General features: G+C 62.5%; 13 protein-coding genes. 7 read left to right on the top strand and 6 right to left on the bottom strand.

The annotated features are described in order from the left end of the window. Positions 1–73: 73 nt before the first annotated feature. Positions 74–1,306, top strand: a complete 1,233-nt coding sequence (locus HJB84_RS30615) for a TetR/AcrR family transcriptional regulator (RefSeq protein ID WP_221117762.1) — start codon at positions 74–76, stop codon at positions 1,304–1,306. 109 nt (positions 1,307–1,415) lie between these two features. On the opposite strand, the gene HJB84_RS30610 is transcribed toward HJB84_RS30615, so the two are convergent. Then, complete coding sequence (locus HJB84_RS30610; RefSeq protein ID WP_221117757.1) at positions 1,416–3,785, bottom strand: DUF1989 domain-containing protein; 2,370 nt, start codon at positions 3,783–3,785, stop codon at positions 1,416–1,418. A gap of 249 nt (positions 3,786–4,034) precedes the next feature. Between HJB84_RS30610 and HJB84_RS30605 the strand changes: the two genes are divergently transcribed. Continuing rightward, positions 4,035–5,819: an APC family permease gene (locus tag HJB84_RS30605; RefSeq protein WP_221117756.1), complete on the top strand. Its 1,785-nt coding sequence runs from the start codon at positions 4,035–4,037 to the stop codon at positions 5,817–5,819. Between the two features lie 66 nt (positions 5,820–5,885). Here the strand turns inward: HJB84_RS30605 and HJB84_RS30600 are convergent, their stop codons facing one another. Further along, the gene (locus tag HJB84_RS30600; RefSeq protein WP_207585314.1) at positions 5,886–6,917 is read right to left on the bottom strand and encodes an aldo/keto reductase; all 1,032 of its coding nucleotides are present in this window, start codon (positions 6,915–6,917) and stop codon (positions 5,886–5,888) included. A 222-nt stretch (positions 6,918–7,139) separates the two neighbouring features. Next, on the bottom strand, positions 7,140–8,408 hold the full coding sequence (locus HJB84_RS30595; protein WP_221117755.1) for an NAD(P)/FAD-dependent oxidoreductase: 1,269 nt from the start codon (positions 8,406–8,408) through the stop codon (positions 7,140–7,142). A 113-nt stretch (positions 8,409–8,521) separates the two neighbouring features. Between HJB84_RS30595 and HJB84_RS30590 the strand changes: the two genes are divergently transcribed. The 5 genes from HJB84_RS30590 to HJB84_RS30570 all read left to right on the top strand — a co-directional run bounded on the left by HJB84_RS30590 (position 8,522) and on the right by HJB84_RS30570 (position 12,880). Further along, positions 8,522–9,502: a 3'-5' exonuclease gene (locus tag HJB84_RS30590; RefSeq protein ID WP_221117754.1), complete on the top strand. Its 981-nt coding sequence runs from the start codon at positions 8,522–8,524 to the stop codon at positions 9,500–9,502. 167 nt (positions 9,503–9,669) lie between these two features. Next, complete coding sequence (locus tag HJB84_RS30585) at positions 9,670–9,816, top strand: DUF1127 domain-containing protein (RefSeq protein WP_207585311.1); 147 nt, start codon at positions 9,670–9,672, stop codon at positions 9,814–9,816. 602 nt (positions 9,817–10,418) lie between these two features. After that, a complete protein-coding gene (gene kduI, locus HJB84_RS30580; protein ID WP_207585310.1) occupies positions 10,419–11,255 on the top strand; it encodes a 5-dehydro-4-deoxy-D-glucuronate isomerase in 837 nt (278 codons plus the stop codon). Next, the gene (kduD, locus tag HJB84_RS30575; protein WP_311044064.1) at positions 11,252–12,016 is read left to right on the top strand and encodes a 2-dehydro-3-deoxy-D-gluconate 5-dehydrogenase KduD; all 765 of its coding nucleotides are present in this window, start codon (positions 11,252–11,254) and stop codon (positions 12,014–12,016) included. The genes kduI and kduD overlap by 4 nt, the downstream gene beginning before the upstream one ends. A 120-nt stretch (positions 12,017–12,136) precedes the next feature. Next, positions 12,137–12,880 carry a FadR/GntR family transcriptional regulator gene (locus HJB84_RS30570; protein WP_207585308.1) on the top strand — a complete coding sequence of 248 codons (744 nt, stop codon included), beginning with the start codon at positions 12,137–12,139 and terminating at the stop codon, positions 12,878–12,880. Between the two features lie 3 nt (positions 12,881–12,883). Here HJB84_RS30570 and HJB84_RS30565 read toward each other — a convergent pair whose 3' ends face one another. The 3 genes from HJB84_RS30565 to HJB84_RS30555 form a co-directional block, all read right to left on the bottom strand. Then, entirely contained in the window at positions 12,884–16,171 is a 3,288-nt protein-coding gene (locus HJB84_RS30565) for a GH36-type glycosyl hydrolase domain-containing protein (RefSeq protein WP_221117752.1), read from the bottom strand. Between the two features lie 282 nt (positions 16,172–16,453). Next, on the bottom strand, positions 16,454–17,062 hold the full coding sequence (locus tag HJB84_RS30560) for a DUF2026 family protein (RefSeq protein WP_207585306.1): 609 nt from the start codon (positions 17,060–17,062) through the stop codon (positions 16,454–16,456). Between the two features lie 113 nt (positions 17,063–17,175). Then, positions 17,176–18,717 carry a DHA2 family efflux MFS transporter permease subunit gene (locus HJB84_RS30555; RefSeq protein ID WP_221117751.1) on the bottom strand — a complete coding sequence of 514 codons (1,542 nt, stop codon included), beginning with the start codon at positions 18,715–18,717 and terminating at the stop codon, positions 17,176–17,178. Positions 18,718–18,824: the final 107 nt, after the last annotated feature.

Below are 18,824 nucleotides of genomic sequence, written 5' to 3'. Positions count from 1 at the left end.
GGTACCGCACGCCGCGCTTGGCGTTGGCTACCGAGCCTGTTATGTTACGTACATTACAGAATAGTGGTTGGCAATGGCCCGTCCTCGTACGTTCGAAGAAAGTGAAGTGCTGGATCGCGCGGCGGACGTGTTCAGCCGCCATGGCTATCACGGCTCAACCATGGTGGAGCTGACGGCCGCGATGGGCCTGAACTCACCCAGCATCTACGCCGCCTTTGGAAGCAAACGCGGGCTCTTCGACGCCGTTCTCAGGCGCTGCAGCGCTCACGAGGACGAGCACTGGGCATGGGCGCTCGCCGCTCCGACGGCCGAAGGAGTCGTCAAACGCTTGCTGACGACCTCGCCGGAGCAGACGTCGAGCCGCGTTCTCGTCCATGCGGGTTTGGCGATGGGAGCGGAGAATGCAGACATCCCGCCTGCGCTGCTGCATCGCCGCCAATCAGCAGAGCTGAAACTACGAGACCGGTTCGAAGAAGCGAAGCGGGCGGGCGACCTCCCGGCAGAGGCTGATACCTCACGGTTGGCGAGCTACGTAACGGCGGTGCTCGGCGGTCTCGCCATGAAGGCCGCCGGCGGGGCACCGCACGGCGACCTGCGAGAGGCTGCCGAGCAGGCGGTAGCGGCGTGGCGGGCAATCAGTGACGTCGCAGCCGCTACAAACATTCGTACAGGGGGTTCGCCGCCGGCGGGGGAGCGAAGCCGCGACCCGCGAAGGTTTAGTGCAGATGCGGCACTCGATGCTGCCATGAAGCTCTTCTGGACCAGGGGTTTTACCGGCGCGTCGCTCAGTGATCTCACCGAGGCGATGGGGATCACCCGCCCAAGTCTCTATGCCGCGTTCGGCAACAAGGAAGCGCTCTTTTTCAAGGCTCTCGACCTCTACCAGTCTCTTCGGAAAGACTACATGACCGAGGCACTCCAGACCCCGACGGCGCGGGGCGTTTTCGAGGCACTCCTCAGGGGGGCACTACGCGACCAGTTGGACGAGGAACAACCGCGCGGCTGCCTGATGGTTCTTAACGCGATGCAGGGAGGTGACGAGGCGCAGGCGATCCGCATCGAGGTCCTCAGGCGCCAGGCCATCGGGCGCGACCTGCTCGCCGCAAGGTTTGAGCGGGCCAAACGCGAGGGCGACCTGTTGCCGACGGTCAATGTCGACGGACTCGTGCGCTTCGTCCAATCCTTGATGCACGGCATTCTCACGCAGGGAGGGGCCGGCGCAAGCCCAAGCGAGCTGGAGGCCCTCGTTGAGAGCAGCCTGACCATGTGGACCGCGTCGGCAGATTTATCGATCGGTAAAGATTAGGTATATCGAAGGGCTGTTGGTATCTTTACCGATCGGTATAAAGCCCTTAGGCGGACACATCATCGCTTTCCCAGGAACCAATCTGCGACACCACCGTCGAACGCATGCATTACGAGCGCGGTCGCGTCTTCTGCGGGTCGTAGTGCGAAAGCGGCACGATTGTCGCCGGCAGGCGTTTCTGGTGGCCGTCGAGCTTGCCGATTTCGACCTCGGTGCCGGGACTTGCATGCATGACGTCGATGCGGGCGAGCGCGATCGTCTTGCCGAGGATCGGCGAGCGGGTGGCACTGGTGACGACGCCGACCTGAGCCCGGCCGATATGGATGCAATCGCCATGGCCGACCGCCTCGTTGGCCTTGACGTCGAGGCCGACAAGCAGATGGCGCGGATGCTCCTTGCGCCGGATCAGCGCCTCGCGGCCGATGAAATCGTCCTGCTTGGATTTCAGCGGCACGGTGAAGCCGATGCCGGCCTCGAACGGGTCCGTCTGGTCGGTGAATTCGTGATGGGCAAAGATCAGACCTGCCTCGATGCGAACCATGTCGAGCGCCTCCAGCCCCATCGGCTTCAACCCGTGCGGCTGCCCTGCCTCCCAGACCGCGTCAAATACCGCCAGCGCATCCTTCGGATGACAGAAGATCTCGTAGCCAAGCTCGCCGGTGTAACCCGTGCGTGAGACGACGACGGGCGCGCCCTCGAAACCGCCGATGCGGCCGACAGTGAATCGGAACCATTCGAGCTCACCGATCGTCGGCTGGCGCGGCGCCGTCCAGATGATCTCCTTCAGGATATCGCGGCTCTTCGGCCCTTGCAGGGCGATATTGTGCATCTGGTCGGTCGAAGAGCGAACCCAGGCCTTGAAGCCTTTCTTTTCGGCCTGCTGACGCAGCCATATGCCACTGAAATCATCGCCGCCGATCCAGCGGAAATTCTTGTCGCCGAGGCGGAAGAGCGTGCCGTCATCGATCATGCCGCCGTTTTCGTAGCACATGGCGGAATAGACGACCTGACCTGTCGACAGTTTGCGCACGTCGCGTGTCAGGCAATATTGTAAGAGCTCCTCGGCATCCGGCCCAGTCACCTCGAACTTCCGCAGGGGCGAAAGGTCGATGACGGCGGCGCGCTCGCGGCAGGCCCAATATTCCTCGACCGGTCCCTCGGCGGAAAAGCGGTTCGGCAGCCAGTAGCCGCGATATTCGGTGTAATCGCGCGTCAGGGTCGAGAGGCGTGGATGGAAGGCGGTTTCGCGCGTCAGTTCGGCGTCGGCATCTGGGGTCATGCGATAGGCCACCGCTCGTGAGAATTTTTCTTTTCCGGAAAAGGTGCGGACATGGATATCCGTCGGATCCCAGCCGTTCGCCGCGTCGATATCGTCGGGGCAGGACGATGAGACGCAGACAAGATCGGTGAGCGCCCGCATCAGCACGTAATCGCCGGGGCGCGACCAGGGCTCGTCGAGATAGAGCTGGTTGTTGTGGTCGATATTGGTGTTGTAGAAATAGTTCAGCGCTTCCCAACCCTTGCGGCCGGCAATGCCGTAAGGCGCCAGCGCCGCGTTGAAATTGTCCGTGCAGTTGACGTGGCCAGGATAACCCATGTCGTCGTAGTAGCGCGAATTGCAGGCGGTCGCGAAAGCATCGTGGCGCCCGACCGTATCCTGGACGATTTCGACCAGCGGCTCGAAGTCCCGGTCGAAGGCCTTAGAGGGCAGGCCCGGCATAGGATAGCTGCGGCTGAGCAGTGTGCGGGTAACCGTCGAATCAAGCGCGAGATCGAGGCCCTTGTCGACCTTGCGGGCGGCGAAAGCTTGGAAATCGGTGCACTGGCGCCCATAAACATCGATGATCTGGATGAATTCGCCGGCACGCACGAAATAGGCCGCGGCGGTCGCCGCCCGGATGCGGATATCCTCGATGGGGTCGGCGGCCGGTTCCGGCAGGGCGGAGGGATAATCGCGGATCAGCAGGCTGCGCTTAATCCTGACCTCGATCGGCGTCGCCGTATCCTGGGCCTCCGGCAACATGGCGCCGGCCGGTGCCGCGACGATCAGCAGGCCCTTCATGGAAGTCGTGAAATCCGCCCGGCTGCCCGGGCTCGATCCCGCCCCGAAGATGCTGAGCGCTCCGGCCGCGGCAAGATCGGCGCCGCGCCGCTCAAGCGCTGCGCGGGTGCGGGCAGCACTCTCATCCTCCCCTTGGAGAATGGCCTTCAAACCTTCGGCTGAATTGCTGAATGCCGTTCCGAGACCCGCCGCCAGGAAGCGTCCCTTTTCGTTGAGGAAAGAGACCTCGCAAACCTGACCGCCCTCGCTGTCGATGACAGTGACGCAGTCGCCCGGCTCGACACGCACCACGACCGATCCGCCGCCTTTTGCCCTGTAGCGCTCCGTTCCCTCCGGCAAGGTGGGAATGCCGGGATAACGCACGAGGCTCGCAGCCGCCGGCCGCAGGCCCGTCATAGCAGGATGAAGTTCTCGCATTCTGCCCTCATTGGGAGGATCGGCATGCCCTCGGGCACCACCCATACAGGTTACAAAATGTCTCGCGAAAGTAAAGTCATGTTGACTAAAAAGAAAATATCTTCACTATGCATCAAGGGCTGAGACTCGGGAATCCGTCGGGAACACGGATCGCCAAAATCATCCGGGCGGGCTTGAGACTGTCAGGGAGACACGTTCAGGGAGACGTACAAAGATACGTCCGGAACAATCGAATGGGGAATTTTACTGATGACAGACGTTGTGGAGGCCGGGATTTCATCCGGCACCGAAGGTAAGCTTGTACGCGCGCTCGACTGGAAGGGCGCATTCTGGGTGGCTGCGGGCGTGCCGCCGCTCGTTCTTTTCTCCATCGGCGGCATTGCGGGCACGACGGGCAAGCTCGCCTTCCTCGTCTGGATCATTTCGATGGTGATGGGTTTCCTGCAATCCTTCACCTATGCCGAAATCGCCGGCATGTTCGCCAACAAATCCGGCGGTGCCTCGGTCTATGGCGCCACCGCCTGGCTGCGGTATTCGAAATTCATCGCGCCACTATCCGTCTGGTGCAACTGGTTTGCCTGGTCGCCCGTGCTGTCGCTCGGCTGCGCCATCGCCGCCGGTTATATCCTCAATTCATTCTTCCCCATCCCGGCGGCGGATTCGCAGATGGTCCTCGACTGGATCTCCGCGCATGCCGCTTCCATCACGGCCGATAGCCCCCGCGTCGCCGAATATATCGCGGCTCATGCCGGCACGACGCCGGGTGACGCCGTCAAGGCGTTGCTCGGCACCGACGGCGTCGCCGCGCTGACGCCGTGGATCCGCAGCTGGTCGCTCGTCAGCTTCGGCATTCCCTTTCTTGCCACCGCCAACGTCAATGCTACCTTCTTCATCGGCGGCATCCTGATGCTGATCATCTTCGCGATCCAGCATCGCGGCATTTCGGAAACCGCCAGCGTGCAGAAGTGGCTGGCCATCATCGTGCTCGTGCCGCTGCTTATCATCGGCCTCTACCCCATTGTCAGCGGCCATATCCTTGCCGCCAACGTCACCGGCCTGGTGCCGCCGACGGCCGCCTATTCCGGCGCCGACGGCACCTGGAGCAATGGCGGCTGGACGCTCTTCCTCGGCGGACTCTATATCGCCGCCTGGTCGACCTATGGCTTCGAGACGGCTGTCTGCTACACCCGCGAGCTCAAGAATCCGAAGACCGACACCTTCAAGGCGATCTTCTATTCCGGCCTTGCCTGCTGCCTGTTCTTCTTCCTGGTGCCCTTCGCCTTCCAGGGCGTTCTCGGCCATGCAGGCATGCTCGCCCCCGGTATTGTGGACGGCACCGGCGTTGCCGAAGCGCTCGGCGGCCTGATCGGCGCCGGCCGGGTCGTCACCCAGTTGCTCGTCGTGTTGATGATCATGGCGCTCTTCCTCGCCATCATGACGGCGATGGCCGGTTCCTCGCGCACGCTCTACCAGGGCTCGAAGGACGGCTGGCTGCCGAAATATCTCGACCACGTCAACGAAAACGGCGCCCCGACACGGGCGATGTGGACCGATTTCGCCTTCAACCTCTTCCTTTTGGCCATCGCCTCGGATACCGGCGGCTACTTCTTCGTGCTCGCCGTGTCGAATGTCGGATACATCATCTTCAACTTCCTGAACCTCAATTCCGGTTGGATACACCGGATGGACTCCGGCCATATCGAACGCCCCTGGAAGGCGCCGACCTGGCTGATCGGTCTCAACACAGCGCTTGCCTTCGTCAATGCTCTGTTCCTCGGCGCCGGCGCCAAGGTCTGGGGTTATTCCAATGCGCTCTGGGTCGGCTTCATCTTCGCCGCCCTGATCCTGCCGGTCTTTGCCTATCGCCACTATGTGCGCGACGGCGGAAAATTCCCGGCAGGTGCGATGGAAGATCTCGGCCTCGTCGGCCAGGATCTTGGCGTCAAGAAGGCCGGCATGCTGCCCTATCTCGCGCTCGCCGCCGGTCTGGCGATCGTCCTGATCGCCAACGTGATCTTTCAGCTTCCGGCTTAAAGTGCCTCCCAAGCAAAAAAGCCGCCATGAAAAAACATGGCGGCTTTTTGCATTTGTGGGCGAAGCTTAGCGGCCGCCTTCGATCTTGCGGTGGCGCTGATTGATACCGCCCTTGCCGTAGGGGTAATCGAAAGGCTGAGGCGCGCTTACCTCATCCAATCTCGCCAGGTCATCGTCGGAGAGCTTGAGCTTCATGGCGCCAAGATTGTCGGCCAGTTGCTCCGGCGTGCGGGCGCCGAGGATGACCGAGGTGATCGCCGGCTGCGCCGCCGTCCAGCCGAGCGCCACCTGCGCCATGCTGACGCCATGCGCCCTGGCGATCTCCTCGACAACGCCGATAATCGCCCAGGTTCGCTCCATCGCATTGCGCGGCGCATAGGACTCACCGCCGCGATTGGGATTTTCGCCGAGGCGGGTGGCGCCAGTCGGCATCTCGTCGCGCTTGTACTTGCCGGTCAGCCAGCCGCCGCCGAGCGGCGACCAGGGCAACAGGCCCATGCCGGCATCCTGGCAGGCGGCGACGATTTCGAGTTCGATGTCGCGCACCAACAGGTTATATTGCGGCTGCAGCGTCACCGGGCGGGTATAACCCCGCGCCTTGGCGATTTCGGATGCCTTGGCGATATGCCAGCCGACATAGTTGGAGAAGCCGTAATAGCCGATCTTGCCTGATGATACCGCATCGTCGAGGAAGCGCAGCGTCTCTTCGATCGGCGTCAGCGCGTCCCAAGCATGCATCTGGTAGAGATCGATCTGCTCGAGGCCGAGGCGGCGGAGAGAATCGTCGAGCGCCTGACCGAGATGCCGGCGCGACAGGCCGATGTCATTCGGTCCGTTGCCCATCGGAAAACGTCCCTTGGTGGCGACGATCGCCTGGCGGGCTTCGGTCGGGCGGGCCTTCAGCCAGCGTCCGATGATCTCTTCCGACTTGCCGGCGCTATAGACATCGGCAGTATCGATGAAATTGCCGCCCCAGGCGAAATAATCGTCGAGCAGCTTGTGCGAGGCCGCCTCGTCGGCCTCCGCGCCGAAGGTCATGGTGCCGAGGCAATAGGCAGTGACGACGGTCCCGCTGGAACCGAGCTTGCGATAATCCATTTTTCCTCCTCATGCGGAGACCCACAGCCGACGTGCAAAACCGTCGGGGTAGAAGCCGGGGCTCCCGCAATCAATGTCAATATCGTGCTTGAGGCGGCCACTTGCCGCCGGATGACGTCTGGCGCCCTGGGCTCAATCTGGCGCAGGGGCGAGGGCAGCATAACCAATCCGACCGGTGCCACAAGTGGGAAAAAATATTCCCGCGGGCGCCACCGGCGACGGTTACGCTTTTCTCGAGAACGACCCGTCGATCAGATCGGCTGCAGCGACCCCGGTCTCATAGGCGCCGTGCGCCGTCGAGTAACGCGAGCGAGAACAGGCCTCGCCCGCAAAGAAGATCCGCTGGTCATGCGGTGCAGCGAGACGGCTGCGCAGATCGGAGGCGCCCGGCTCGGCATAGGAATAGGAGCCGCCGATATGGGGTGCAGCGGCCCAGGCCGACATTGCCGCCACCGACAATTCCTTGCGGATATCGGCGCCGAATGCTGCCGCCAGTTCATCCCCAGCGAAGGCAAAGGCGGCCTCTTTTCCCTCCCGCTCCAGATCATGCGCGAGGTCGCCGGCAAAATAGGCTTCGACGACGGCAGCGCCGAGTGGCCGGAGCTGATAGGTGCCGGTCGCGCCGCGGCTGATGGAGCCGAGCATATGGGTATCAGCCGGCAGCGCCTGCTGATTTGCGAGCCTGAGGAAGAGCTTGTCGGCGAGCCCGAGCGGCAACCGCGCCGCTGCCTCGATCTTCTCGGGCAAAGGCGGGTCGAAAACAATCTTGCCAGCGGCAAGCACATTCGTCGAAACCGTCACCAGCACCGCACGGGCACTGAGCCCACCCTGGTTCGTCTGAATGTCGATGCGGCCGGCATGGCGGTGATTTACGCGCGTCACTTCGACGCCGAGCCTCGTCGCAACCGGCCTGCCGTAACGGCAGATCAACGTCCCATAGCCCTGGCGCACCCGCCAATCGGGGCCAGGACCGGGGTCGTATCGGTTGTAGTCGAGGACCGACGAGCGTTCCAGCTCGGCGCCGGTGATATAGGTGCCGATCGCCCGGATCTGCCCGTTCCAGGAATTGCCGGGTTCGAGCATCTCGGCCAGATCGGTGTCATCGCCTTCATGGCTTTCAAGGCGTTCGAAATAGTCACCGATCGCCGCTCGCGCGGCGTGGGTCTCCGCATCGTCCCGCTGCAGCCGCCGGCCGCCGTTCCAGGGCGCCGGTGTATGGTCGACCGCCAGTCCGACCTCACCGGCGATCGCGGTCCAGGCGTTGGTCCGCGCCCCATGCAGCCAGCCGCAACCGAGATCGAGTGCGATATCGCCGGTTTCAGGCAGCCCGACGCTCCAGGCGCGGCCGCCGAGACGATCGCCCGCTTCAAGCAGCAGGATGGAAAGATCCGGGCGGATTGCCTGCAGGCGACGAGCAGCGGCAATGCCGGCGGCGCCAGCGCCGATGATGACGACATCCTTCTCGGCGCCCCTGCCGTTGTCACCAGGCATGCATTCTCCTCCCGCCGCTCACCGCTCAGCTAAGCCTCCGTGTCCCCGAAACGCAAGGGTGTATAGCGCCGCGCGCGATGGATTAAACTGCGTCTCCATGACATATAGATCCGATGAGCGTGAACAGAGATTCGCAACTCGACATGTTTGCCAAGGCATCGCCCGCGGTGGTCCAGCTACGCGACCCGTCGCGCCGGCGGCTATCGCAGCCGGCCGCCTATTCCGACGAAGAGATGGCGCGGGCGCTTGAAGAGAGCGGCAACTACCGCATCCTCAGGAAACTGACTGCCCGGCCGGTCGCAGCCGCCAGACGGCCGGAGTTTTCGCGGCTCGGCGTCATTCTCGATACGGAGACCACAGGTCTCAATCACCGCAGCGACGAGATCATCGAAATCGGCGCCGTCGCTTTCACATTCGACGACGGCGGTGCGATCGGCGACATCGTCGGCATCTATGGCGGCCTGCAACAGCCATCGCGGCCGATACCGCCGGAAATTACCCGGTTGACCGGCATCACCGATGCGATGGTCGAAGGCCAGGTCATCGATATAAGATCGCTAAGCGATCTGATCGAGCCGGCGGATCTGATCATCGCCCACAATGCCGGGTTCGACCGGCCGTTCTGCGAAGCCTTCTCGAAGGTTTTCGCCGGCAAGGCCTGGGCCTGCTCGGTTTCGGAAATCGACTGGAGCGCCCGCGGCTTCGAAGGCACCAAGCTCGGCTATCTCGTCGGCCAGGCCGGTTATTTCCATGACGGCCATCGTGCCGTGGACGACTGCTACGCGCTGCTGGAAATCCTCGATCGGGAACAAGGCGACGGCGAAAGCCCGTTCGCGGAGCTTTACAGCGCCAGCCAGTGCTGCCGCATCCGTCTCTTTGCCGAACACAGCCCGTTCGAGATGAAGGACCATCTGAAGGCGAGGGGTTATCGCTGGTCTGATGGAAGCGACGGCCGCCTGAAGTCCTGGTGGATCGAAGTCGGCGAAGACGATCTCGGCGACGAACTGTCCTATCTGCGCTCGGAAATTTACCGATGGAAAGAGGCGGAGCCGCCGATCGTCCGGCTGACGGCCTTCGATCGTTTCAAATCTTGAGCAGAAACAACTCCCAAATCTGACGACCCATGCAAGCGTCGCATAGGTGCAGTGATGCATTGGCGCTGCAACAATCGATCGGCTCGTATTATATGCAAGTCATCGAAGCGAACGAAGCGCCAAGGACTGGCAGCTAGGCTTCGAAAGCCCATCGAAAGGGGATCATCATGAACGTAGCACGCTCTTTCAATAACTGGCGCAAGTACCGTCAGACGGTCGCTGAACTGGGCCGTATGTCCACGCGCGAACTGAACGACCTCGGCATCGGCCGCAGCGACATCAGCAACATCGCTCGCGCTGCCATCGCCCGCTAACGGCCCGCAGACTAAGCATTATCGACACTTGGCCAGCGCCTGCTTTCTCTAGAAGCGGGCGCTTTGCATTTGGGCTCCCGGTTGATGGAACCACGGCGACGGAGCCGCCCGCTTTTCGCATAGCGCATAGCTGCCTTGCAAAGAAACGCCTACCAACTAAGCACGAAATAAGTATGATTATTTCTATCGAAGCGATGCACCTCCTCCCGCATCCCTTCGACATGCGGGCGCCCCATCCTCCTCCCAGGGTCGTCTGCGGGAACGGCAGCACTCCTCCTCCCAGCTGTCGTTCGGTTTTTTTCGAAAGCCTGCCGCACCTCCTCCCGCGGCAGGCTTTTTCGTTTTTGGCCGATCGCGCCAAAACCGCCGCTCGCGATCCGTCGCCCGGCATTGGTGACTTTTTCCTGCTTATCGCTGATTTTACTTCCGATTCCTGCGGCCACCGCCCACTGCGAGCCGGTGCTGCAGAAACATATTGACTTCGAATTTGTCGTACAACTATGTAACCATTCGGTTCATTGCCGAGCGAAACGGCCGCCGAGCGGATCCGGCTCTCGCGGGAGCAACGACGGTTGACGACAACGAAACTGAAGGAATTTGACATGCAGATCGACGTGAGGCACGCCTCCCATCCCGAGGCCGTGCGCGAATACGACACGGAGACGCTGCGGCGTCACTTTCTGGTGGAAACCGTCTTTGCGGGCGGCGAGATCCGGCTAACTTATTCCCACTACGACCGCATGGTCATCGGCGGCGCGACGCCGCTGGCCGATGGACTGGCGCTGACGGCGCCGACGGCGATCGGCCAGGAAACCTTCCTAGCCGAGCGCGAACTCGGCGCGCTCAACATTGGCGGCGCCGGCCGCATCGTCGTCGACGGCACCCGCTACGATCTTGCCAAGTATGATTGCCTCTATGCCGGTAAGGGCGCCAAGGACGTCCGGTTCGAGAGCGCGGATGCCGCCAATCCGGCAAAGTTCTATCTGGTCTCGACGCCGGCACATCAAGCGCACCCGACGGTGCTGCTCACCCGCGAGAAAGCCCGCCACCTGACGCCCGGCGACGCGGCGACGGCCAACAAGCGATCGATCTACCAGTTCATCCATCCTGAGGTTTGCCAGTCCTGCCAACTGACCCTCGGCTTCACCATGATCGAGCCGGGCAGCGTCTGGAACACCATGCCGGCCCATACGCATGACCGGCGCATGGAAGCCTATCTTTATTTCGATCTCGAAGCCGAGCAGCGCGTCTTCCACTTCATGGGCGAGCCGCAGCAGACCCGGCATATGCTTGTCGCCAACGAACAGGCGGTCATCTCGCCGCCGTGGTCGATCCATTCGGGCGCCGGCACCAAGAATTACAGCTTCATCTGGGCAATGGCCGGCGACAACAAGAGCTTCACCGACATGGATCATATCGCCATTGCGGATCTGAGGTGATCGTGGTGGCAAACCCCTTCGACCTTTCCGGCAGGACTGCCGTCGTCACCGGCGCCAATACCGGCATCGGCCAAGCCATCGCGGCGGCGCTGGCCGGGGCCGGCGCTTCGATCGTTGCCGTCGGGCGCTCCTCGATGGACGAGACCGAGACGCTGGTGAAGCAGGCGGGAAGCCGCTTCCATGTCGTCAAGGCCGATCTCGGCACGATCGAACCAGTCAAGGGGATCGTCGCTGAGACCATCCAGACCTTTGGCGGCCTCGACATCCTCGTCAACAATGCCGGCATCATCCGCCGCGCCGATGCGCTCGACTTCACCGAGGAAGACTGGGACGCGGTGATCGACGTCAACCTGAAGACCGCCTTTTTCCTGTCGCAGGCGGCCGGTCGCCATATGGTCGACAAGGGCAGAGGCAAGATCATCAACATCGCCTCGCTGCTCTCCTTCCAGGGCGGCATCCGCATCCCCTCCTATACCGCCTCGAAAAGCGGCCTTGCCGGCCTGACCAAGCTGCTCGCCTGCGAATGGGCCGGCAAGGGCGTCAACGTCAACGCCATCGCGCCCGGTTATTTCGTCACCAACAACACCACGGCGCTGCGCGAGGATGCCGACCGCAATACCGCCATCCTTGCCCGTATTCCGGCCGGGCGCTGGGGAACGCCGGATGAACTCGGCGGTGCCGCGGTGTTCCTGGCATCGTCGGCCTCCGACTACGTGCACGGCACGGTGCTGCCCGTCGACGGCGGGTGGCTGGCACGGTGAGCGGTGATCCGCATTATCCGGAGCTGCCGTGACTTACGTCGTTTTGCCTTTCCTGCCGGCATGCGTTAGCAAAAGGAAATGAGGCTGGCGCAGCCGCATCGGGGGCAGGATCGACACAAGATGACGGATAGGGACAACGCGGTTACCACCACTCGGCAGCCGCCGAACCTGCGCAGCGGCCTTGCCGACACGCTGATGGCGCAGATCGAATCCGGCGATCTGAAGCCCGGCCAGCGCCTGCCGACCGAACAGGCGATCATGAGGACGACCGGCGTCAGCCGGACGATCGTCCGCGAGGCGCTCGCCACCCTGCGCGCCAAGGGCCTGATCACCACGCGGCAAGGGCTTGGGGCGTTCGTCGCGAACGATCCGACCCCCAGATCCTTCTCGATCATTCCCAACGACCTGCAGTCGATCGACGAGGTTCTGCACGTGCTGGAGCTGCGCATGGGGGTCGAATACGAAGCCGCCGGTCTTGCCGCGCTGCGGCGCACGCCTGAGGATCTCGACCGCATGCAGGATCGGCTCGATGCGCTCGACAAGGCGCTGGAGGAGGGCGGATACGGGGCGCAGGAAGACTACGCCTTTCACAGGTCCATTCTGGTCGCGACGCAGAACTCCTATTACGGCCGCCTCTTCGATACGTTCGGCGACCTCATGGTGCCGCGGCAATGGGCACGCTTGGACAAAATGACGGCGGCCGAGCGCAAGCGCCATGCGGCGCGCATGCGCCGGGAACACCATGCCATATTCGCGGCGATCCGCGACGGCGAAGAGGCCGCCGCCCGCCGCGCCATTCGAACCCACCTCTCGAAGAGTGCCGCCCGCTTCGAAGAACTGCGCGACGCCAGCACTTCGTCGTGAATATTACGCGTCGGGCTTCGGCTTCATTAGCCGCCGCCAAGCGGCATGATCCGTCCGCAACTCGACGGAGGCGTGAACCTCAGGCAACAGCGGTTTGCGTCTGCGCCGGCCGAAGCGCCGTTTGAAGCCGAGGATATTTTCGACAACGCTCCTGGTGTAGAGCCCGGGGCCGCTTGAATAGATCCGCCACCCGCCGTCGACGGCTATCTCTCCCGCCTTGACGCGCTCCCATTCGGCCGCGGCCTGATAACGGTCATGAAAGGCCGCATCGCTGCTGCTGAAATAGCTGTTGCGCTGGCGCAGCGAAGCATGCGGCAGCACTGTCGTGACCGAGATCGGGTTGACGACTGAAATCGCCTTCCAGAGTTCGTCGGCTTCGGCGTCCAGCGCCAGCGTTTCGCAATAGCGCAGATGCGCATGCACATACATCAGCCCGATCTCGCGACCGACGAAGGAGGCGGATTCGGCGCGGCGAAACAGCGTCTCGGGTCCACCGGCATAGGTCGCGGGTTTCTCCATCAGCCGCACGCCGTCGGGGAAGCGCAGATGCTCGTCGATCAGCTTCATATGAGCGCGTCTCTGATCCGGTGTGAACAGCCCGCCGAGCATCGCCTGCGTCATCGAAATCAGCGAGTAGGAGAGGCCGGTGCGCTTATCGCTCGGGTGCAGCAGCAATTCGACGCCGTCATGGGCGAGATCGAAGATGCCGTAGCCGGCAACGATGCCGTCCCGCATCAGATGGCGGTTGAAATCCCGGCGCATCGCCGTTGCTACCTTCCTCAACCCCTTGGCCTCGACGCCGTGGCCGAGTCGGCGCAGGATTGCGGAGTAACGGACAATCTGCTCGTAGAGCAGGGCAACGGTCCAACTGCTGACCATCCAGTCGCGCAGATGCGGATCGGCCGGCTGCAGGGAATCGTTCCAGTCTCCCTCGCCATAGCGGATCAGATGCGTTCCGGGGATGAAAGCTTCGCGAACGGTGTCGAGCAGTTTCTCGACATGGATCGCGATAGTGTCGGTTTGGGCCGCCTTCTGCATGGTCTTTTCGTCGCGCCAGGAGAGCTTCTCGTCAAGGATGGCGAGATCACCCGTCGCTTCGATATAGTCGCAGAGCGCCTTCAGCGGCCAGACGACGATATCGCCATGGCTGTCGCCCGCCCTTATATTGGCATAGGGCTCCAGCATGAACCATTGCGGCCAATCGCCTTTCTCAAGGTATTGTTCGCTGAAAACGGTTTTCAGCACCTCCTTGGCTTCGCGATCATGCTCATAGGCAAGCAGGAACTCGATCGGCCCCTGGCAGGCGTCGCGTGTGCCCCAGGCCGCACCGGTATATTGCTCGAGGCCGTGCGGCACGCTCAAATGCACGATGGCATCGTGCGCGAGCCAGGGCAGCAGGGTCGTCTGCGCGGCAAGGTCGGGCGAAGGGTCGCCGATCGCCAGGCCGCGCACGGTGTTGCGCCAGAATGTCGAGGCCGGCGCCAGCATGGCCTCATCGGTGACGCCGGCCTGATAACGCCCTGCCAGCCGCTCGGCTTCTTCGGCATCGGTCATCGAACCGACGACTGCAAAGGAGAGCGCCTGCGTCGGCCGGGATCTGAGCGCGACGAAGGCGCCGTTGCGCGTGACGCCATCGCCATAGAGCAGTTCGTCGCCGCCGATCTCCTCGATGGCATCGGGGGTCGCGCTCACCAGCCAATAGGCGGCCTCGGGATAACGTTCGCCCCAGAGCCAGGCCGGATCCGGCCGAAACAGGATGCGCTTACCTGAGGTATCGAATTCGATCTGGCCGCCCGCGTCATATTCACGCTCGCCGAGCACGACGTGGCCGAACACCAGGAAACGGCACGGCTTGCCCTCGACCGACACGGTCCACTGCATCGCCGCATCCTCGCCGGAGGCGACCGCGGTTACAATGATGGTGCGGTCGGCGCACTTGTAGATCCAGCGGCAATCGCTGAGCCCCATTTCGAAAGCCGACGGCACCGCCAGCAGCTGCCAGCCGGCGCCGACATCCACCATGATGCGCAGCCCGCTGGCGCGCGTCAGGTTGTAGGGATCGCGGGAGACGGAAAACAGCTTGTGAAAGGAGGTGTTGCCGATCGTCAGCTGCGCGGCGAAAATGCCCTGCATCCAACAGGTGGCGGCAAGGGTCGAATCGTCGAGCAGCATATTCTGGCCGCTTCTGACGATCGCGCCGTGGCGGCGCGCCACCAAGAATTCCTTTTCGTGCAAGACGACATGGCGGTTGAGGACGCCGTCCGGCACGAAGAACGACAGCAGCTTTCCGTCGACGCGTTCCTCCAGGCTGCGCTGGGGATAGAGCCGGCCGATCGCCTTTTTGTCGAGCGGCTCGACCTCCAACAGTGACGCGTCCTGCAGCAGGCTGCGGGCAGGCGCCGTCTCCTCGATATCGGCGATCGCACCGTCTGCCGCCGCGAGCCCGCCGAGCCGCGCAAGATCGGCATCGCTCGAGGCCTCGAGATGATCGGCGGCAAAGAGCGCGAAGAAGGTCGCGGTCGCGCCGCTTGCGGTGACAGACAGCAATTTCGACTGGATGGCGGGGCAGGCCGTTTCCTGCTGGCGCCGTTTGCTCGGCAGGCTGGTGCCGAAGCGGCCGACCAGCCGGTCGTCGAGACGGTCTCTCGCCTGCACCAGTTGGATCGCATCCGTGGCATAGGCAACTGCCCCGTCGAGGCAACCCTGCGCCAGCCAAGGATTGCGGCCACCTCCCTGTTTGAGATTTTGCCGGTTCATCACCACAGGTCCGAATGCCTGGTGATCGGCGATATGGTGATCGACATATTGCGAGGCATAGGCCTCGCTGTTCATCAGGAAGCCGCGATCGCCGAGACCGACATCCTGGATCAGCACCAGATCGACCGGCAACGTTCCATCCTTCAGATGCCGGATGGCGACACGCCAGAACCAGGCCGTCTCGGAAGGATGCAGCTCGAGCCGGACGTTATAGTGAATATCCCCGGCCTCACCACTCCAGGAGAAGCTGGTGGCGTTATGTCCGAAGCTGCCATTGGCGCGCGGCCCGACGATTTCGACGACATCGGGCCGAGCGCCACCGACCCGCAGGTAAAGGCGGCCGATACCACCGATGAGCGGCGAGCCCTGGATCTGGTTGACCTGCACCGATCCCTTGTCGTCGGCATATTCGATGGCAAACAGCGTGCCGTTCGGCAGCGCCGATATCGACAGGCCGGAGCCGTTGCTGATCGCAAGGAGGCCAAGGTCGTCGCGGCGGGGCATTTGAAGACTGCGGTCAAGGTCCGGGGCCATTGAGATCTCGTCGATTGGCTTCAGAGGGGAACTGGAGGATGACGCAAAATGATTGAGAGAAATCTTACCGGCAGCCGGTCGATCGGGCAACCTGTCGTCCTATGTCACGTAGACGCCGGCCGCCTGGCGAAGGGCACGCAGAGCAGGGCGCAACTCGTGAGGACGGCGACGACCATCCAGGCTTCGTTGATCGCCTGCGCGCTTGCCGCGGTCGTGCCTTCCTGTGCCCCTTGCGGCGAGAAAGGCAGTAGACAATTCCGCTAGAGCCGTGGCGCGTCGCTCTCACCAACTGCCGACAAGAGGATTGCCGACAAGAGGAACGCTTGTGGTCTTGCCTGACCGATCGTCCACGGAAATAGCGGCAGCCATATTTTTAGGAGTCTTTCGAAACCACGTTGCTGCAACACTTGCAAGATCGCCGATCATCGCAAGTTTGTGCCAATCCTGAAAACGAGCGGCGGTCGCGGCAGGTTCGGACAAATAGAAGAAGTCTCCGGAGTGATCCAAACCATTGATGCTGGACGCCATGGATGACAAGGGCCGTTGAAACATCTTTGACGGGACCTGGAGACCTGCCGCTGTCTCTGAAAACGCAGGGGCCATGAAATCAATGGCCCAACCCTCTGCTTCGACCCAGCAATGGAAATTCTCACCAGCTCCTGTGACGTAACCATCCTCACGGTGGTCGGCAAATAGGATCATTGTCCCATCCAGATTGTATGCCGCAAGGCCGCCTTTGGGCGTCGCTTTCACCTTATAGTGCCGTTCGAGAATGAACGAGCCGAATGTAGCAAAGTACATGCAGGCGTGCGCGGGATTTCCGTTCTCATTTAGGATCAAGCTATTTATAACTCGATAAATCCGATGATAGTCGGTTTGCTTGATCAGCATTTCTGTTTACCTGTTTTCTTTCAGTCAGCCGAGGTCAGAGCGTGGTGAATGTGCAAATTCAGCTTGTTGACTGATTCTCTTTAAAGTTAGAGCGGGTTCGTCAGCGACGGTCTTCACGCCGGCGCCGACCGTCTGGCGAAGGGCACGCAAAGCAGAGCGCAGCCAGTGAGGACGGCGATGACCATCCAGGCTTCGTTGATCGCCTGCGCGCTTGCCGCAGTCTGGATCAGCGGATCGAGCAGCGCCGTGGTATCGGCGTCGAAACTGCCGCTATGTCCCGATATGGCCGCAAGCGGAGCGCCGACGAAGGTCGCAGCCTCGATGTCGCCGGCCTGAAGGCGCGCCCAGAGGGCTTGGCCCAGTGGTTCCGAGCGGGTGTAGATGATGGTGTCGATCAGCGCGATGCCGATCGCCCCGCCGAGATTGCGCATCAGATTGAAAAGACCGCTGGCATCGGGAATGCGATCGGCCGGGAGCGTGCCGAGCGCCAGCCGCGTCGGCGGCAACAGACAGAACATGATGGCGACGCCGCGCACGACCTGCGGCCAGAACATCGCGTCGTAATCCGAACGCGGATCCTGAAAGGCGCTCATGCCGACGCCGATGGCAAACAGGGCGAAACCGGCGGCCGACAGCAGCCGCGCATCCAAACGCTTCTCCAGCGCGACGGCGACCGGCGCCGTGATCAGCTGGGCGATGCCGGTGACCAGCATCGTCATGCCGATCTCAAGGGCGTCGTGGCCCCTGACAAAAGCGAGAAAGACCGGCATCAGGTAGACCGAGCCGAACAGGCCGATACCAAGCACGAAGCTCAGAACCGAGCCGACGAGAAAATTCCGGTCAGTGAAATTGCCGAGATCGACGATCGGCCGGCTGCGGCGCAGCGTTCGCCGGATGAAAACGCCCCCAGACGCCAGGCAGACCGTGAGCAGGCTGAGCACATAGGCAGAGGCCCAGCCGCTGGTCGGCGCCTCTTTCAAGCTGAGTTCCAGCGTCGTCAGCGCTGTCGCCATCAAGAAAAGAGACAGGCCGTCGAGATGCCTGAGCTCCGACGGATCGGCCGCCTGTCGCGGCAGGAAGCGAGCCGCCAGGATTGCCGAGGCAATGCCCGGAAGGATGTTGATCAGGAACAGCCAGTGCCAGGAATAGGTCTCGGTCAGCCATCCGCCGACGATCGGCCCGACGGTCGGCCCCAGCACCGCAAGCACGCCGGCGATCGTCGTCGCCAGCGCCTGCCGCTCGTTGGGGAAAAGAATGAACACGGCCGAAAACACCGAGGGGATCAAGGTTCCGCCGGAAAAGCCCTGCAGCACCCGCCAGGCCACCAGCTCACCGAAGCTGCCGCTGGCAGCGCAGCCGGCGGAAGCTGCGACGAACAGGCTGATGGCGGTAACGAACAGCCACCGCATCGTCAAAAGCCGCGTCAGCAGGCCGGTCAGCGGGATCGCCACCACTTCGGCGATAAGATAGGCCGTCTGTATCCAGCTCATCTGATCCGGATCGATACCCAGCGCCGACTGGATGGTCGGCAGCGAGGTCGCCACCACCTGGACGTCGAGGATCGCCATGAACATGCCGATGCACATGGCGATGAAGCCGAGCCACACGATGGCGGGCGTTTCACCGGGACGGGCAGATTGGCGTCGTTGCGACATGCGATGATCCCGGTGACAATACCGATCATGTTTGCGATCGAGACGATCGACAGTCAACAGGCATATCGGGGCAAAGAGCCATCTTTGGCCGGATGTCCGGCAGTTGC

Source organism: Rhizobium sp. NZLR1b, assembly GCF_019685155.1.
In the GTDB taxonomy this organism is placed as follows: domain Bacteria; phylum Pseudomonadota; class Alphaproteobacteria; order Rhizobiales; family Rhizobiaceae; genus Rhizobium.
The sequence above is the reverse complement of the archived record's forward strand: the minus strand, read 5'-3'. Positions and strand labels throughout refer to the sequence as shown.

What these genes read in the sequence shown, in the direction of transcription:
- HJB84_RS30615 (WP_221117762.1), top strand. Translation starts at nt 74, where the DNA reads ATGGCCCGTCCTCGTACGTTCGAAGAAAGTGAAGTGCTGGATCGCGCG.
- HJB84_RS30610 (WP_221117757.1), bottom strand. Translation starts at nt 3,785, where the DNA reads ATGCGAGAACTTCATCCTGCTATGACGGGCCTGCGGCCGGCGGCTGCG.
- HJB84_RS30605 (WP_221117756.1), top strand. Translation starts at nt 4,035, where the DNA reads ATGACAGACGTTGTGGAGGCCGGGATTTCATCCGGCACCGAAGGTAAG.
- HJB84_RS30600 (WP_207585314.1), bottom strand. Translation starts at nt 6,917, where the DNA reads ATGGATTATCGCAAGCTCGGTTCCAGCGGGACCGTCGTCACTGCCTAT.
- HJB84_RS30595 (WP_221117755.1), bottom strand. Translation starts at nt 8,408, where the DNA reads ATGCCTGGTGACAACGGCAGGGGCGCCGAGAAGGATGTCGTCATCATC.
- HJB84_RS30590 (WP_221117754.1), top strand. Translation starts at nt 8,522, where the DNA reads ATGAGCGTGAACAGAGATTCGCAACTCGACATGTTTGCCAAGGCATCG.
- HJB84_RS30585 (WP_207585311.1), top strand. Translation starts at nt 9,670, where the DNA reads ATGAACGTAGCACGCTCTTTCAATAACTGGCGCAAGTACCGTCAGACG.
- kduI (WP_207585310.1), top strand. Translation starts at nt 10,419, where the DNA reads ATGCAGATCGACGTGAGGCACGCCTCCCATCCCGAGGCCGTGCGCGAA.
- HJB84_RS30570 (WP_207585308.1), top strand. Translation starts at nt 12,137, where the DNA reads ATGACGGATAGGGACAACGCGGTTACCACCACTCGGCAGCCGCCGAAC.
- HJB84_RS30565 (WP_221117752.1), bottom strand. Translation starts at nt 16,171, where the DNA reads ATGGCCCCGGACCTTGACCGCAGTCTTCAAATGCCCCGCCGCGACGAC.
- HJB84_RS30560 (WP_207585306.1), bottom strand. Translation starts at nt 17,062, where the DNA reads ATGCTGATCAAGCAAACCGACTATCATCGGATTTATCGAGTTATAAAT.
- HJB84_RS30555 (WP_221117751.1), bottom strand. Translation starts at nt 18,717, where the DNA reads ATGTCGCAACGACGCCAATCTGCCCGTCCCGGTGAAACGCCCGCCATC.